Source organism: Luteibacter sp. P1_D3 (genome assembly GCF_056406135.1).
The window spans coordinates 190,482-206,746 of the sequence record NZ_JBFUAT010000001.1 but is presented as its reverse complement, the minus strand read 5'-3'; the positions used below and the strand labels follow the sequence as shown (position 1 = coordinate 206,746).

General features: G+C 66.1%; 17 protein-coding genes. 10 read left to right on the top strand and 7 right to left on the bottom strand.

Features of this window, described 5'->3' with window-relative positions:
* The first annotated feature begins 6 nt into the window (after positions 1-6).
* The 4 genes from AC1DYM_RS00980 to AC1DYM_RS00965 are packed head-to-tail and all read left to right on the top strand — an operon-like array spanning position 7 to position 4,151.
* Positions 7-1,398: a sensor histidine kinase gene (locus AC1DYM_RS00980; RefSeq protein WP_046969615.1), complete on the top strand. Its 1,392-nt coding sequence runs from the start codon at positions 7-9 to the stop codon at positions 1,396-1,398.
* 51 nt (positions 1,399-1,449) lie between these two features.
* Positions 1,450-2,415: an SPFH domain-containing protein gene (locus AC1DYM_RS00975; RefSeq protein ID WP_477335085.1), complete on the top strand. Its 966-nt coding sequence runs from the start codon at positions 1,450-1,452 to the stop codon at positions 2,413-2,415.
* 4 nt (positions 2,416-2,419) lie between these two features.
* Entirely contained in the window at positions 2,420-2,875 is a 456-nt protein-coding gene (locus AC1DYM_RS00970) for an NfeD family protein (RefSeq protein WP_477335083.1), read from the top strand.
* 10 nt (positions 2,876-2,885) lie between these two features.
* Entirely contained in the window at positions 2,886-4,151 is a 1,266-nt protein-coding gene (locus tag AC1DYM_RS00965; protein WP_477335466.1) for a threonine/serine exporter family protein, read from the top strand.
* Between the two features lie 178 nt (positions 4,152-4,329).
* On the opposite strand, the gene AC1DYM_RS00960 is transcribed toward AC1DYM_RS00965, so the two are convergent.
* The 3 genes from AC1DYM_RS00960 to AC1DYM_RS00950 all read right to left on the bottom strand — a co-directional run bounded on the left by AC1DYM_RS00960 (position 4,330) and on the right by AC1DYM_RS00950 (position 6,999).
* Entirely contained in the window at positions 4,330-4,653 is a 324-nt protein-coding gene (locus AC1DYM_RS00960; RefSeq protein ID WP_477335081.1) for an H-NS histone family protein, read from the bottom strand.
* Between the two features lie 158 nt (positions 4,654-4,811).
* Entirely contained in the window at positions 4,812-6,518 is a 1,707-nt protein-coding gene (locus AC1DYM_RS00955) for a proline--tRNA ligase (protein WP_477335079.1), read from the bottom strand.
* A 64-nt stretch (positions 6,519-6,582) separates the two neighbouring features.
* Positions 6,583-6,999, bottom strand: a complete 417-nt coding sequence (locus AC1DYM_RS00950; RefSeq protein ID WP_477335077.1) for a DUF4124 domain-containing protein — start codon at positions 6,997-6,999, stop codon at positions 6,583-6,585.
* Positions 7,000-7,163: 164 nt separating this feature from the next.
* Between AC1DYM_RS00950 and pssA the strand changes: the two genes are divergently transcribed.
* The 3 genes from pssA to rimI are packed head-to-tail and all read left to right on the top strand — an operon-like array spanning position 7,164 to position 8,903.
* Entirely contained in the window at positions 7,164-7,949 is a 786-nt protein-coding gene (pssA, locus tag AC1DYM_RS00945; protein ID WP_477335075.1) for a CDP-diacylglycerol--serine O-phosphatidyltransferase, read from the top strand.
* Between the two features lie 8 nt (positions 7,950-7,957).
* Positions 7,958-8,425 carry a hypothetical protein gene (locus tag AC1DYM_RS00940; RefSeq protein WP_477335073.1) on the top strand — a complete coding sequence of 156 codons (468 nt, stop codon included), beginning with the start codon at positions 7,958-7,960 and terminating at the stop codon, positions 8,423-8,425.
* 4 nt (positions 8,426-8,429) lie between these two features.
* Positions 8,430-8,903, top strand: a complete 474-nt coding sequence (gene rimI / locus AC1DYM_RS00935) for a ribosomal protein S18-alanine N-acetyltransferase (RefSeq protein ID WP_477335071.1) — start codon at positions 8,430-8,432, stop codon at positions 8,901-8,903.
* A gap of 3 nt (positions 8,904-8,906) precedes the next feature.
* Here rimI and AC1DYM_RS00930 read toward each other — a convergent pair whose 3' ends face one another.
* Positions 8,907-11,390, bottom strand: coding sequence for an ABC transporter permease (locus tag AC1DYM_RS00930; RefSeq protein ID WP_477335069.1), 2,484 nt, complete (start codon positions 11,388-11,390; stop codon positions 8,907-8,909).
* Positions 11,387-12,073: an ABC transporter ATP-binding protein gene (locus tag AC1DYM_RS00925; RefSeq protein WP_046969601.1), complete on the bottom strand. Its 687-nt coding sequence runs from the start codon at positions 12,071-12,073 to the stop codon at positions 11,387-11,389. The genes AC1DYM_RS00930 and AC1DYM_RS00925 overlap by 4 nt, the downstream gene beginning before the upstream one ends.
* Between AC1DYM_RS00925 and AC1DYM_RS00920 the strand changes: the two genes are divergently transcribed.
* The 3 genes from AC1DYM_RS00920 (at position 12,072) to AC1DYM_RS00910 (ending at position 14,550) form a co-directional block, all read left to right on the top strand.
* Entirely contained in the window at positions 12,072-12,683 is a 612-nt protein-coding gene (locus AC1DYM_RS00920) for an arylesterase (RefSeq protein WP_477335067.1), read from the top strand. The two genes, AC1DYM_RS00925 and AC1DYM_RS00920, sit on opposite strands and share 2 nt — an antisense overlap.
* A gap of 119 nt (positions 12,684-12,802) precedes the next feature.
* Entirely contained in the window at positions 12,803-13,531 is a 729-nt protein-coding gene (locus tag AC1DYM_RS00915; RefSeq protein WP_036111366.1) for a response regulator transcription factor, read from the top strand.
* A gap of 26 nt (positions 13,532-13,557) precedes the next feature.
* Complete coding sequence (locus AC1DYM_RS00910) at positions 13,558-14,550, top strand: sensor histidine kinase (RefSeq protein ID WP_477335065.1); 993 nt, start codon at positions 13,558-13,560, stop codon at positions 14,548-14,550.
* A gap of 75 nt (positions 14,551-14,625) precedes the next feature.
* Here the strand turns inward: AC1DYM_RS00910 and AC1DYM_RS00905 are convergent, their stop codons facing one another.
* Both AC1DYM_RS00905 and AC1DYM_RS00900 read right to left on the bottom strand, forming a co-directional pair.
* Positions 14,626-15,084, bottom strand: a complete 459-nt coding sequence (locus AC1DYM_RS00905; RefSeq protein WP_477335063.1) for a TlpA family protein disulfide reductase — start codon at positions 15,082-15,084, stop codon at positions 14,626-14,628.
* On the bottom strand, positions 15,084-16,265 hold the full coding sequence (locus tag AC1DYM_RS00900) for a sialidase family protein (RefSeq protein WP_477335061.1): 1,182 nt from the start codon (positions 16,263-16,265) through the stop codon (positions 15,084-15,086). Before AC1DYM_RS00900 ends, AC1DYM_RS00905 begins: the two co-directional genes overlap by 1 nt.

Here is a 16,265-nt window from a genome sequence, read left to right as displayed (position 1 = left end):
CCCGCCATGAAGACGCTCTCGCTCGAAGGACGAATGACCCTGGTCGTCGCCAGCTCGGCGATTGTCGGCGCGCTGGTGTTCGCCGGCGTATCGATCTGGCCCTTTCCGCAACTGGTGGCGTGGATGCGCGAAGCGCCGGCCAAGCCCGGTGCGCTTCCCGACGTCGTTCCCGTCGAGTTCTTCGACGGTGGCACGGCCTTGCTCATCTGCCTGCTCGTGCTGGTGCCGTTGTCCGTGTGGGTCGCCCACGCGCTGGTCGAACCGCTGCGCCGCCTGATACGCGCGCTCGAAAGTGCCGTGGCCAGCTACCGCGACGGCGACTTCAGCATGTCGATCGGTACCACGCGACGTGACGAACTCGGCGACCTGATCCGCATGCACAACGCCTTGGGGCAGACGCTGCGCGACCAGCGCCAGCACCTGGCCCAGCGAGAACTGCTGCTGGACACCGTGGTGCAGAACACGCCGGTGGCGCTGGTCCTCACCGACTCGGCGGACAACATCACCTACGCGAACATCGCCGCGCGACACCTGTTCAACGAAGGCCGTTCGCTGGCCGGACTCGATTTCACCACGGTGCTGGCGAGCATGCCCGAGAGCCTGCGTGAAGCGGCGGCGACCGGCGAGGACGCCTTGTTCTCCGTCGAGATGGAAGGGAGCGAGGAGACGTTCCACCTCTCGCAGCGTGGCTTCCGGCTGCAGGGACGTCCGCATCGTCTGCAGCTGTACCGTCGCATGACGCGAGAGCTCTCCCGTCAGGAAGTGCATACGTGGAAGCGCGTGATCCGTGTCATCAGCCATGAGCTGAACAACTCGCTGGCGCCGATTTCGTCGCTGTCACATTCGGGAGCCGAGCTTGCCCGGCGAGGCGACCTTGCGCGGCTGCCCGGTGTGTTCGCATCGATCGGCGACCGCGCCAAACACCTGCATACCTTCATTTCGGGCTATGCGAGCTTTGCCAAGTTGCCTAATCCGCAGGCGCGGGCCGTGCCATGGGGGCCCTTCCTCGACGCCCTCGGACTGCATGCGTCGTTTCGCCTTGCGTCGCCGCCACCCGAGCATCCCGGCTGGTTCGACACCACGCAGGTGGAGCAGGTGTTGATCAACCTGATCAAGAACGCCCACGAGGCGGGTGGAGAGGCGAGCGAAGTCACGGTCGCGGTCCACGCGGTCGGTCGAGAGACCCTGATCGAGGTGTCCGACCGTGGTCCAGGGATGAGCGAGACGGTCCTGGCCCAGGCCTTGCTGCCGTTCTACTCGACCAAACGCTCGGGTACGGGGCTTGGCCTGGCCCTGGCCCGTGAAATTTCTGAGGCTCATGGCGGCCGCATCGCACTGTCCAACCGCGAGGGCGGCGGTCTGCGCGTGACCCTGGTACTTCCCGCCGGAACGCCCTGACCTGCTTCGCCTATACTCCGGGACATATCCGGATGAGGGAGTGCAAGGGCAATGGGAAGCGTCGTCGCGTTAGTCGTCGTCATCGTCGTGGTGATCGTGCTGGCCAAGCTGATCCGCATCGTGCCGCAGGGTTACGAGTGGACGGTCGAGCTGTTTGGCAAGTACACGGGCACCCTGACGCCGGGCCTGCATTTCCTCATTCCGTTCGTCTATGCCATCGGGCGCAAGATGAACATGATGGAACAGGTGCTCGAAGTCCCTTCGCAGGACGTCATCACCAAGGACAACGCGGTCGTCCGTGTCGACGGTGTCGTCTTCTACCAGATCCTCGATGCCGCCAAAGCTGCCTATGAGGTTGCCAACCTCGAAGGCGCGGCGCTGGCACTGATCATGACCAACATCCGCACGGTGCTCGGTTCGATGGATCTCGACGAGAGCCTCAGCCAGCGCGATGCGATCAACGCCAAGCTGCTCGGCGTGATCGACGAAGCGACCCATCCCTGGGGTGTGAAGGTCACGCGCATCGAGATCAAGGACATCTCGCCGCCGCGCGATCTCGTCGATGCCATGGCCCGGCAGATGAAGGCCGAGCGCGAGAAGCGCGCGAACATCCTCGACGCCGAAGGTTACCGCCAGGCCGCCATCCTGAAAGCCGAAGGCGAGAAGCAGTCAGCGATTCTCTCGGCCGAAGGCAAGAAGGAAGCCGCCTTCCGCGAGGCCGAGGCGCGAGAGCGCCTTGCCGAAGCCGAAGCGAAGGCGACCACCATGGTCTCCAACGCGATCGCCGGCGGCAGCGTCAATGCGCTGAACTACTTCGTCGCCAACAACTACGTCGAGGCGCTGAAGGAGATGGCAAAGTCACCGAACCAGAAGACCCTGCTGTTGCCGATGGAAGCGACCGGCATCCTCGGTTCGCTCGCCGGGATCGCCGAGCTGGCCAAGGATTCCCTCAGTGCCCAGCGCGCGACGGCCGCGCCGGTTGCCGGCACCGATCGTCCACCGTTGCCGCCGCGTTGATGCCATGACCGAACTGGCCCTGCATTACTTCTGGTGGATCGCCGCGCTGGTGCTGATCGGCGGCGAAGTCGTCCTTCCCGGCTACTTCATGCTGTGGATCGGCATCGCGGCCGCTGTCATGGGTGGCTTCGTCTTCGTCATGCCTGACATGGGTGCGCTCACCCAGGCCCTCGTGTTCGGTGTGCTCGCCTTCGTGTCCTGCTTCGCCTACTGGAAGTTCGTCCGTCCACGGCTCGAGCGCATCGTGCCGATCGGTAACGAACGCCTGAACCGTCGCGGCGACCAGCTCATCGGCCAGCGCTTTGCCCTGTGCGAACCCATCGTCAACGGTCGCGGCAAGGCTCGCGTCGGTGACGGCATGTGGCTGGTCGTCGGCCCCGACCTGCCGTTGGGCGCGACGATCGAGGTGGTCGGTATCGATGGCACGACCCTGCGCGTGAAGGCGGTGGACGTTGCCTGAGGCCGTGCCGATGAGCGTGCCGGTGAGCTTCGCCACCACGGCGATCAACACCCGCATCGCGTTCCTCACCGAGCTCGCCCGTCGTCTGCATCAGTACGGAACCACCGCGCCACGCCTCGAGACAGCCATCGCACGCTCGGCGCAGCGCCTGGGACTCTCCGCCGAAGTCTGGTCGAGTCCCACGGCGATCATCGTGTCGTTCGCGGACCTGGGGCAGGGCGACGACGGCGTCGCCCAGGTGACCCAGGTGATGCGCCTGCCGCCGGGCGACGTGAACCTGGCGCGCTTGTGCGAGGCCGATCGCATTGCGGATTCGGTGATCGATGGCCAGATGGAATTGCGTGAAGGCTTCCATCTGCTGCGCAAGCTGGGTGCTCCCGAGACGTTCCTTTCCCAACTCGGCGTCATTGCAAGCTATGGCCTGTGTGCCGCCAGCGTCGTTGGCCTGCTGCTTCACAGCTCCTGGCCCGACCTCATCACCGCCTGTGTGATCGGTGTCCTGATCGGCCTGATCACGGTCGCCTCAGGCAGCCGACCGCGTCTGGCGGCCGCCAGCGAAGCCATCAGCGCGATGGTGGCGACGATCGTGGCGACGGTGGTCAGCGCTTATGTGGTGCCGCTCGCCCTGAAGTCGGTGATCCTCGGCAGCCTGATCGTGTTGATGCCCGGCATGGCCCTGACCACGGCGGTACGTGAGATTTCCAGCCAGCACCTGGTGGCCGGCGTGGCTCGCATGGGCGGCGCCATCGCGACCTTGCTCAAACTCACGTTCGGCACCGTGGCCGCCAGCCAGCTCTGTGAAGCCATCGGCATCATCCCGCGCAATTACGCATTGCCCCCCTTGCCCGGCTGGGCGGACTGGCCGACGCTGATTCTCGGCGCGTTTTCGTTTGCCATCCTTTTTCGCGCGGCAAAGCGCGACTGGCTGGTCGTCATGGGGTCGGTGGTCCTTGGCTACCTCGCCACGCGGTGGGGCGGAAGCATTTCCGGTTCGCTACCGGGGGCGCCTTTCGGCGTGTTCGTCGGCGGGCTCCTGCTCGGATCGCTGAGCAATGTCTACGCCCGTTACGCACAGCAGCCCGGGGCAGTCGTACGCGAGCCGGGGATCATCCTCCTGGTGCCCGGATCGGTCAGTTTCCGTAGCGTTTCCTACCTGCTGGACCGCGACGCCTCGCTGAGCATGGACACCGGCCTGCTCGGGGTGACCTTGCTGGTCTCCCTCGTCGCCGGCCTGCTGTTCGGCGACCTGATCGTGGCACCCCGCCGCTCCCTCTGATCAGCGGGCTGTTGCAGCCGATGGGTCGGCGAATAGGTAAAGGTAGGAGCCGATTCATCGGCGAATCGGCACATGTAGGAGCCGATTCATCGGCGAAAAGCCAACGGAGCGGTGAAGCCGAACAGCATCGCCGATAAAATCGGCTCCTACCAAAAGCCAATTCGCGCAATGCAGCCGATCAGACCAGCATGTCGCTTTCTTTCGTGCCGGCCTTCAGCGCTTCATTGAACCAGCGCGGGCGCTTGCCGCGGCCCGACCAGGTCTGCTCTTCATTGCCAGGATTACGGTACTTGGCAGCGACCGTGGTACCGGCGCGCTTGGATTTCGGAGCGCGGGCGCCAAATACGTCGTCGAAGGTAAACCCCTCGGCCTTGATCAGCGCGTTGATCTTCTCGCGCAGTTTGCTGACCTTTTCCTTGCGCAATTCCGTCTGGCGGACTTGTGCCTTGGAAATCAGCTCGTTGAGCTGGTTGTGATTGAGGTTCTTGATATCGACAGCCATTGGGGTCTCCCGTGGAGGATTAATGTGCGCGCCGGGATTTTTAGCTGGTTACGCCACAAAAAGCAAAATGCCGGATGTTTCCATCCGGCATTCACGTGCATTAGCTGGCTTTTACCTACAAACAATAGCGATAAATAACCACGCCACTAATAGCCGTATTACAGGGCACCAAGCAGTGCCAGTAGTTCCTGGCGCGTCACGTTCCGGCTTTCGCTATCCGTCCGGGCGCGGTATTCGAACGTACCGGCTTCCAGCCCACGTGCGCTAACCACCACGCGGTGCGGAATGCCGATCAGTTCGATGTCGGCAAACATCGATCCCGGACGCAGGCCACGATCGTCGAGCACGGCGTCGACGCCAGCCTGCGAAAGTTCGTGGTAGAGCGACTCACCGGCTTCGGCGACGACGGCATCGGTGTTTTTCGGATTGATGACGCACACCGCGACACGCCATGGCGCCATGGCATCGGTCCAGATCATGCCGGCGTCGTCGTTACGCTGTTCGATCGCGGCAGCGACGATCCGGCTCACGCCGATGCCGTAGCAGCCCATGTACATCGTGGCCTTCTTGCCATTGCTGTCGAGCACGTCGGCACCCATGGCCTCGGCATACTTCTGGCCAAGCTGGAAAATATGGCCGACCTCGATGCCGCGTGCCAGACGGATATGGCCCTTGCCATCCGGTGACAGGTCACCGTCGACGACCTTGCGGATATCCGCGACACGATTGATGCGCGCGTCGCGCTGCCAGTTCGCACCCGTGAAATGGGTGCCGTCCTGGTTGCCGCCGCAGACGAAGTCGGCGAGCAAGGCCGCGCTGCGGTCCACGATCACCGGGATCGACTCGGGCAGGCCCACAGGACCGAGTGAGCCAGGGCGCGCACCGGTAGCGGCAAGGATTTCTTCTTCGCTGGCCAGCTCCGAGTCGTCCGGCAGCTCGGGCAGGTGAGCGGCTTTGACTTCGTTGATCTCGTGGTCGCCGCGGACACACAGCGCCACCAACCCTTCGCGGCCGCGCACCAGGATGGTCTTGACCAGCTGGGTTGCCGGCACGCCGAGGAAGGCCGTGACCTCGTCGATCGTGCGCTGCTTCGGCGTGTCGACGCGGGTGAGCTCGGCCGAGGGGGCAGGGCGCTCACCGGCGGGCGCGAGCGCTTCGGCTTTCTCGATGTTGGCCGCGTACGACGAGGCATCGGAGAAGGCGATGGCGTCCTCGCCCGAGTCGGCGAGTACCTGGAATTCGTGGCTGGCGCTGCCGCCGATCGCTCCGGTGTCCGCGTCGACCGCGCGGAATTCCAGCCCGAGTCGGGTGAAAATGCGCGAATAGGCGTCGTACATCACCTTGTACGTTTCGCCGAGCGATTCCATGGTCAGGTGGAAGGAGTACGCATCCTTCATGAGGAACTCGCGCGCACGCATCACACCGAAACGGGGACGGATCTCGTCGCGGAACTTGGTCTGGATCTGGAAGAAGTTGAGCGGCAGCTGCTTGTAGCTCTTCAGCTCGTTGCGCGCGAAGTCGGTGATGACCTCCTCGTGCGTGGGGCCGTAGCAGAACTCCTGCTCCTTACGGTCCTTGATCTTCAGGAGCTGGCCGCCGAACTTCTCCCAGCGGCCGGTCTCTTCCCACAGCTCGCGCGGCTGCACGGAGGGCATCAGCACTTCGATCGCACCGGCGCGGAGCATTTCGTCGCGCACCACGTGCTCGACCTTGCGCAGCACGCGCAGGCCCAGCGGCGACCAGGTGTACAGGCCGGAGGCGAGTTTGCGGATCATGCCCGCGCGCAGCATCAGCTTGTGGCTGGCGACTTCCGCGTCGGCGGGGACTTCCTTGACGGTGGCGAGATGGAACTGGCTGAGGCGCATGCGGGATGTCTTTCGGGTGAAAGCGGGGATTATAGGCCGGCTGGCCACCCCGCGAACGGCCCGATCACTTGCAGTAGAGGGTCATCTGCGCCTGGGTGGTCTCGACCTGGCGTGCCCGGCCGGCATCGTCGAGGACCCGGGAGCCGCCCTTGCCATCGTCGACGGACACCACCTTTTCCTTGCTCAGCGTATCCGCGTTCTTGCGCAGCTGCTCGCACAGCTTGGTGCGGTTGGCCGGCGTATCGGCCACGGAACTGGCCGAAGCCGGCTTTGCCGCCGCCGCGGCGGTCGAAGCCGGCGCCGGATTGCCTGCCGGCGGGATCACCACGCCGCTGGTCTTGATCTTCTCGACCTTCGTGCCGGCCGGCGGCGGGGAGTCCGAGTAATGCGTGACGCCCTGGGCGTCCTTCCACTTGTACGCCTGGCCGAACGCCAGGGGACAGACAGTCACGAGAAGGGCGAGGACGAGGTAGCGGCGCATGCGGGCCATCCGGCAGGGTGATGAGTGGCGCAAACAACTATCACCGGATGGGGGGACACGCAAGCGACGGAGTGAGGTTTCGTGCGGCAGCGCCCACGTCGGCGCCGGACTGACGCTTCACGGTGCCTGGGCTACACTGTCGTCCCACGTCACGGCATTGGCCCATGAGCGATCCGATCCAGGCCCAGGGGCCGCGACATCGCGGCATTTACCTGCTGCCCAACCTGTTCACCACCGGTGCGATGTTCGCGGGTTTCTACGCGATCGTCTCGGCGATCGGTGGGCATTACCAGACGGCAGCGTTGGCGGTATTCGTCGCCGCGATCCTGGATGGCATGGACGGTCGTGTCGCGCGGATGACCAACACGCAGAGCGAATTCGGCGTGCAGTACGACTCGCTTTCCGACCTGGTCAGCTTTGGCTTGGCCCCCTCGCTGGTCATGTACACCTGGTCGCTGTCCTCGCTGGCTCTCTATGGCCCGGTGTGGGCCAAGATCGGCTGGGCGGCCGCCTTCATCTACGCGGTGTGCGCCGCCCTGCGTCTTGCCCGCTTCAACACCCAGGTCGGCGTCGCCGACAAGCGCTACTTCCAGGGGCTGGCCAGTCCCGCCGCCGCCGGGCTGTGCATGTCCTTCGTCTGGACGATGGAAAAGTTCGATGTGTCCGGTCCGTCGGTGGCGTTCTTCACGATCCCGCTGGCGGTGATCGCGGGCCTGCTCATGGTCAGCAACGTGCGTTACTACAGCTTCAAGGCCTGGCCCAAGGGTGATCGCGTGCCCTTTATCTGGCTGATCGCGGCGGTGCTGATCGTGGTGCTACTGCTGGTCGACACCGCGCGTGTCCTGTTCGCGGTGGCGGTGTTCTACACCCTGTCCGGACCGATCCACACCCTGTGGGGCCGTGCCACGCATCGTCGTCGCGTTCGTCGTCACGCCAAGGCTTCGGAGTAAGCGCACCGATGCCAGCCTTCGCCGAGCGGCGCGAACGTCTTCTCCGGGTCATGGGTGTCACGCCATGGCGTCTGCGGGTGGGTGAGGTAGCGGCGGGTGGCGGCATCGCGCCCGCTGCCAATGAGGTAGTCAGCGGCGATCAGGTGGGCTGCGTCGTGATCCTTCCGGCCGGCAGCAGTGCCCGCGAGCTCGACCTGCTCGGCAAGGCGCTGCGTGCGTTCGGCCCGGTCACCGGTCGGGCCGCACGGCTCGAAGTGGGCGAGGGTGGTCTCGGCCAAGTGCCCGTGGCCGCTGCCTATCTGGTGTTTGGCGACGCACAGGCCCATGCCCTCGGTCGCGACCTGTCGGCCGCCGCATTGAGCGCCGCACAGATCGTGCTGGTCGACCCGCCCTCGACGATCCTCGTCGACGCGGCCGCCAAACGCCGTTTGTGGAACGGCCTGCGCGCGCTTGGACGCGCCTTCGTCACGGCCTGACACCATGGTCGCCGTGACCCGCCCCTCGACGGAAGTACGCGCGATGCGTCGCGAGGACCTCGACGCGGTCGTGGCGATCGAACACGCGTCCTACGAATTCCCTTGGAGCGCGGGCATCTTCCGCGACTGCCTGCAGGCCGGGCATAACTGCTGGGTGCTGGTTCACGAGGGTGACATCGCCGGTTACGGCATCCTCTCGGTGGCCGCCGGCGAAGCGCACGTGCTTAACGTGTGCGTCGGCGACGCGCATCGCGGTCTGGGCTACGGCCGGCGGATGATGCGCCGGTTGATCGATCTCGCGCGCTGGTATGGCGTCGAGCGGATTTTCCTCGAAGTCCGTCCGTCGAATCCGGTGGCCAAGACGCTCTACGACACGCTGGGCTTTACCGAGATCGGTCGCCGCCCCGCGTACTACCCGGCCAAGGGCGGACGCGAGGAAGCGATCGTCATGTCGCTGGAAATGCGGATTTCCGGCTAGGCCTCAGCCCTCACGCAGCAAGGCCATCGGGGACGTCCTCAGTACGCGACGCGTGCCGAACAGGCCGATGGCCATGACGACCAGCGCCGCCAGCACGGCGGCCCCGGCGAGCGGCCAGACGGGCGGGACGAAGTGCTCGATGTGGAAGACGGCGTTGCCCAGCCAGAAGCCCGCGCCGCTCGCGCCGAGCGCCGCGGTCAGGCCGGCGACCAGGCCAAGCAAGGCAAACTCGCAGGCGGCCGCGGCGCGTAGCTGCGCTCGCGTCGCACCGAGGGTGCGCAGCAGGGCGGCTTCCTTGCGCCGCTCCTGTGCGCTTGCCGCCAGGGCGGCGGCGAGCACCAGGGCGCCGGCGAGCAGGCTGAAGCCAAGCACCCAGCGAACGGCACCCCCGACGCGATCGACGATTTCACGCACGCGGTCGAGCAGGGCGTCCACATCGATCAGGCTCAGGTTGCCGAAGTCGCGCGAGACCTTCGCCAGGTCGTCGGCATGCCCTCGTGGCAGGTAAAAACTGGTCAGCCAGGTATGTGGCAGCTCGGTCGCATGGGCCGGATCGATCATCAGGAAGAAGTTGACCCGGAACGAGCCCCAGTCGACCTGGCGCACGCTGGTCAGGCGCGCATCCACCGTGCCCTCGCCCACCTCGAAGCGCAGCGTGTCGCCGAGCTTGAGGTGGAAGCGGTCGCGCCAGGAGGTGTCGACCGATACCTCGGCCTGCGCGGGAGAGGCGCCCGGCCACGTGCCGGCGACGACCTTGTTCGACGGCGGCAGCTCGGCACTCCAGGACAGGCGGAGTTGTCGGTCTGCCGCATCCTTCGCCTGGTCGTCGACGAACGCGATGCGATCGACCGACTGGCCGTTGATCGCGGTGAGCTTGCCCACTGCCAGCGGCATCATGTTCGTCTTGCTGGCACCCATGCGTTGCAGGGCGCGAGCGAAGTCCTCGCGCTGTTCGTCCTGCAGGTTGAGCGCGAACCAGTTCGGCGTATCCGCCGGCAGTTCGCGTCGCCATCCATCGAGCAGCGACGGTGCGATCACGGCCAGCAGGAGCAGGGCGCAGAGGCCGAGGGACAGCGCCGTGGCCTGGACCAGTGAGAGGCCGCGGCGACGGGCGAGCGCAGCCAGTCCCAGGCGCAAGGCGGGATGGGCGCCCGGCGCGATACGCCGGGCGAGCACCAGGAGCAGGCCGGACAGCAGGGCGGCGACCACCGCCACACCGGCGAGGCTGGCGGCCAGGATGCCTGCCAGTTTTGCCGAATCGCTCTGCAACCAGACCAGGGCCACGGCGGTGAGCACGGGCACCAGGTAGAGCGCGTCGAAGCGGCGCACGCGGCGCTGCATGGATTCGCGGAACACCGCGACGGGCGGTACTTCGGCCAGGCGCACCAGGGGCGGCAAGGCGAAGCCGGCGAGCACGGCCAGGCCCATGGCCGCCGCGGCGAAGGCCGGACCCAGGGGCAAGGTGGTGGGGATGTTGTCGAACAACTGGCTGGCGAAGTACCAGGCGCCTTGTGCGAGTCCAAGCGCGATCGCCATGCCCAGGGCCGCGGCGGGCAGGGCCAGTGCAGCGAGCGTCGTTACCAGCAGGGCGGCGATGCGTCGACGTGGCGTGCCCAAGGCGCGGAGCAGGGCCACTTCGGCCGCCTTGCGGCGCGCGTAGCGTGACGAAGCGAGGGCGATCGCGACGCCCGCGAGCAGGGCCGAAAGCAGGGCCGTCAGCCGCAGGAAGGCGCTGGCCCGGTCGAACGCGGAACGCATGCGTTCCTGCATCTTTTCCGGGGTGATCAGCTCACCGCCGTGGGGAAGCGATCCGTGTTCGACACGGGTGCGCCAGGCGGTCACGGCGGCGGGCGATCCTGCCACCAGCAGGCTGTGGCGCGCGCGACTGCCGACCGACAGCAGGCCGGCTTCGTTCGCGTCGTCGAGGTTCATCAGTGCGCGAGGCGCCAGGGCGAACAGCTCGCCGCCGTCCGGCTGGCGGATCAGCTCCGCGCCGACGGTGAGGTCGCGGCCGCCGATCTGCAGTTTCTGTCCGGGCGTGATGCCCAGGCCGACGAGGGCGCGGTGGTCGAGGAACACTTCCCCGCGGACTGGACCATGGCTGGCGTGATTGCCACCCTTCGTGTCGCGAACCTCCAGGGTGCCGCGCAGCGGGTAGGCCGCGTCGGTCGCCTGGACGTCGAGCAACTGGCTGTGCTCGCCGACAAAGGCGACGCTGCGGAACGCGGCGCCACGCGTCGTGCGCAAGCCATCGTCGGTTGCCGTACGCAACAGCGGCTCAGGCAGGGGCGCAGGCGCGGAGACACCCAGATCGCCGCCGATCAGCTCGGCGGCACTGGCGAGGATGCCGCGTTCGATGCGCGTGGACAGCGTCGCGACGACACCCAGTGCGATCACTGCCAGGACCAGCGACGCGGCCAGCGTGCGTAGCTCGACGAGATGCCACTCGCGCCGCAGCGTGCGCAGGGCGAGCCGGGTGACGTTCACGCGGGCACTCCGAGACGGCCTTCGTGCAGTTCCGCCGAGCGCGCGCAGCGGGCGGCGAGGCGGGCGTCGTGGGTCACCAGGATCAGCGTCGTGTTGTGCTCGCTGTTCATCGCGAAGAGCAGGTCGCCGATGTGCTCGCCGGTGTGCTGGTCGAGATTGCCGGTGGGCTCGTCGGCGAAGAGGATGCGTGGCCGGTGCACGAAGGCGCGGGCCAGGGCCACGCGCTGCTGCTCGCCGCCGGACAGCTGGGCCGGGTAGTGGCGACGCCGGGCGCCAAGGCCGACCGACTCGAGCGCCGCATGCGCCCGGTCGCGCGCCGAGTTATCGCCTTCCAGTTCCAGCGGCAGCATCACGTTTTCCTCGGCCGTCAGCGCCGGGAGAAGGTGAAACGACTGGAAAACGAAGCCCACCAGTCGACGGCGAATCGCGGCGCGGGCCTCCTCGTCGATCGCCTCGAGGGCCTGGCCGTCGAGTCGTACGCTGCCCCCGGTGGCCACGTCGAGGCCGGCCAGCAGGCCGAGCAGGGTGGTCTTGCCCGAACCCGACGCACCCACGATGGCGAAGCTCTCGCCGGCTGCCACGCTGAGGTTCACCCCGGACAGGATGTCCAGCCGTCCCTCCGGGCCGAAAACCGACTTGCTAACATCGGCTACTTCTAGAAGACCTCGGGAAGAATCGCTCATGCGTCGTTGCCTGTTCCTGTTGCTGTTCGTCTGGTGCGCCATTGCCTCCGCGGCGGATGCGCCGCGCAAGGTACTGGTGCTCGGGGACTCGTTGTCGGCGGCGCACAACATCCCGGTGGACGCCGGGTGGGTGCGTCTGCTGGATGCTCGCACCTCGAAGATGGCGACGCCGTGGACGATGGTCAATGCCAGCATCAGCGGGGAGACCTCGCTGAGCGGGCGTAACCGGCTGCCGGGCCTGCTGCAGAAGCAGCATCCCTCGGTGGTGGTGATCGAACTGGGTGCGAACGATGGCCTGCAGGGGCTGCCCCTGGGTCAACTCGCGGGCAATCTCGACGGCATGATCGAGGCGGCCAAGAGCGCGGGAGCGAAGGTGCTGCTGCTCGGCATCGAGCTGCCGGTGAACTACGGACCGCAATACCGGGACGGCCTGCGCAAGGTCTACGCAGACGCCGCAAGGAAACACGATGTCGGGCTGGTTCCCTTCCTGCTCGACGGCGTGGCGCTGGATCCGTCGCTGATGCAGGACGATGGCCTCCATCCCACAGCGCAGGGTGAGCCCCGTGTGGCGGACAATGTGTGGAAAGCGCTTACGCCGCTGCTGCGTTAAACGACATAACGTCCACGTTCTCGTCCGCAGAATGAACGCTTGTTTTCGGTCTTCACACGGTTCTCACTGGTCCGGCCGTTAACTCTTCACATTTGTGAATCACAGAGGAGTGACACCCGATGAGCAACCGCGACGAACAGGCCGGCCTGATCCTTCTTGTCGAGGACAATCGCCAGATCGCCGAGATGGTGGGCGAATTCCTTGAACGTCGGGGCTATTCGGTCGACTACGCCGCCGATGGCGTGAGTGGCCTCCACCTGGCGGTCTCGAACAGCTATGACGTGATCGTGCTGGACCTCATGCTCCCGGGCATGGACGGCCTGGATGTCTGCCGCAAGCTGCGCAAGGACGGCAAGAAGTCCACGCCGGTGCTGATGCTCACCGCACGCGACACCCTGGAAGACAAGCTGGTCGGCCTCGAGGCCGGTGCCGACGACTACCTGGTGAAGCCGTTCGAAGTGCGCGAGCTCGAAGCCCGCCTGCGTGCGTTGATCCGCCGCGACCGTCGTCAGGTGTCGTCGGAAGTGCTAAACGTCGGCGACATGACCCTCGACACGGCGACGCTACGCCTGACCCGCGGCGGTCAGGAACTGACCGTCTCGCCGATCGGCCTGAAGCTGCTCGCGATCCTCATGCGCGAATCCCCGCGCGTGGTCAGCCGTCGTGACATCGAGCGGGAAATCTGGGGCGACACCTTGCCCGACTCCGATACGCTGCGTTCGCACCTCTACAACCTGCGCCGCGTGATCGACAAGCCGTTCGACCGTCCGCTCCTGCACACGATTCACTCGGCGGGGTATCGGCTTGCCGATCTCGATTCCGAAGTCGCCGCGTCGCAGACGGCATGAAAGCAACGCGGCACCGGATGTAATCGATGGAAGGCAGCAAATCGCAGGGGACGAAGCGTCGGCGCGGCTCATTCCGCGCCCGTATCGCCATCGTCTTCATTCTGCAGACCCTGGTCGTCGTCATCGCTTCGCTGATGGCAGCGAACAATGTCGCGCCGATTGGCGCCGCGATCGCGATCATGCTGTCGTCGGGCGGGCTTGCATGGCTGGCCGTGTCGCGAGAGTGGATGCCCATCGCGGCACTCGCACGCCTGCTCGATGGCTGGGATCCTGACAAGCCCGACATGGCCCAGCTCGATCAGGAAAGCGGGAAGCGGTCCGACGGCGACGTGGGGTCACTTATTCGTGGCCTGCACGGTCTGGCGTCGCGCATCGACGGCTACGGCGAGCGCGAGCGCAACTTCACCCGTGACGCCAGCCATGAGCTGCGCAGCCCGCTCACGGTGATCAAGATGTCGTCGGATATGCTGGCGGACGAGTCGGACCTCTCCGACTTCGGGCACCGTTCGCTGGAACGCATCCGCCGTTCCACGCGCGAACTGGAAGCACTGGTCGAGGCCTTCCTCATCCTCTCGCGGGAATCCGACCAGGGTCTCGCCGAAGAAGACTTCGTGGTCAACAAGGTCCTTCGACAGGAAGTCGAATATGCGCGCGAGCTGATTGCCGGGCGCCCGGTGCAACTGATTCTCGACGAGCCGGCGAGCTTCGCCTTGCACGCCTCGCCGCGTGTGTTCGCCGTGCTCTGCGGACAGCTGATTCGTCATGCATTGCAGCAGACCGACCAGGGCGTGATCGTCGTGACGGTGATGCCGGGCAGCGTGAGCGTCATCAATCCCGCAGTCGACATGCCCGAAGAGGGCAGCCGTCGGCACGCCTCGGTGGATCGGCATGGCTTCGACCTGGCGATTGCCCGGCGACTTTCGGATCGCTTCCAGTGGCCGCTGGAGCTGCGCTCGCTGCCGGGTGCGAATCGCGTCGCGAGTGTCAGGTTCCCACATCCGCAACCCGTCGAGGCGTGATCGCAAATCGCCGATGAATCGGCTCCTACGAGGGGCGCTCTTGTAGGAGCCGATTCATCGGCGATCCAGCATGCCTCACTTCACCAGACGGCTAATCCGCTCCGCACTCAACGCCCCACTGAACGCCTTCCGCGTCCCGTCCGCACGAATCACCAGCGTGCGCGGCGTCTCGCCGCCCCACTGGGGATCGATCAGGTAATTCATCCGGTCCGGTGTCGCCTCGGCGTAGGCGCGCGACGGCACGCTGTCCAGTCCCGCCGCCTTCAATCGCGCACTCAGCGCATCGCGCTGGCCGATCGAGTCGGTCGCGACGAAAACCAGGTCGACATCGGCGTGCTGGCGCTGCCAGGTGGCCAGGGCCGACAGGTTCTCCTCGCAATAAGCGCAATCGAGGGCCCATAGCGCCAGGATGCGTACGCCCTTGGCCGGTGGTGCGACGAGCGCCTTGACGTCGGCCGGGGTGAAGGCAGTCGGCGGCGCGGCGATCGCGGGCATCGCGACGGTCAACGCCGCCAGCAGCAGTAACCGCTTCATCACTTCAGCGCCTCCGTCGGTACCAGGCGGAACTCGCCTTCCGGATTCCACGCCACGAAGGCGCGGTGATCCCAGAGGACCAGTTTCGGCCAACCGGATGCGTTCGCGGTATGGGCGATCTGGCGTGGTTCGTCGAAGCTGGCGCCACCATCGCGCGACTCGCGCACCATCAGTTTCAAGCCGTCGGACGACATCTGGTGATACGCGATCCAGTCATGCGTGCCGTCGGCAAGGAGGTCGGCGTGGGAGGCGCCCGCCGTGGCAACCGTGCTCAGATGCGCCGGCGGCGCCCCGGGAACGAGCTGGCCGTACCAGATCGTCGCTTTGCCATCGGCGGCGCTGAACCACACGGCGTGTCGCGTGCCCTTGGCATCGATCGACAACGACGGGCCGTGATGTGGACAGCCTTCGATGTGCCACTGCGTGAACGTCGCGCGCTCCACCTTCGGCGAGGCACCACCCGCAGGTAGGGTGGCAAAGGCATGGTCACGGATGTTGTCGCCATAGATCGCACGAAAGAACGCGTCCACCGAGCCATCGGGTGCGCGTGCCAGCGCGATGCGGCAGCATTCGCAGCTCTCATCGACGATCTTGCGCTCCGGCGCGAAATGCGCGCCGCGGTCGGTCGACCAGCTGTAATACGTGGCCGCGCCGAGATACGGCTTGCCCGCCGTCTTCGCGGCTTCGACATCGCGCTTGTCGATCCAGGCCACGATGACGTTGCCCTTGCCATCCACGGCGAGCGAATCGAAACGATGGGTGATTTCCGCGCGATCCGTGTGCACGGTGGTCGGCGTGTCGAAGTGCGCACCACCATCCAGCGATCGCGAAAAACGCACGAACCCCGTCCATGGCAGCTTGCGTGGCTGCGACCAGGTCACATAGAGCTCGCCCTTCGGGCCCAGGGCGATCTTGGGCCGATTCTCGCCCTCGGCGTAAATCGGCTCACCGGTGGGATTGACGATGGTCGAGACAGTGAAGGAGCGGCCCATGTCGTCGGAACGGCGCGCGCGCACGTGCTCGCCCACGGTGTCGACGACCCACAGGTGACCAGCGGCATCGATCGCCGCGTCGAAGCCCAGCGGGGCCTCATGTCCCATGGCCATGCCGTGCATGTCGTCGGCATGCACCGAGGGCAGACCGGCAAGGACCAGCGAAGCGGAGAAAAGGAGGCGGCGCAT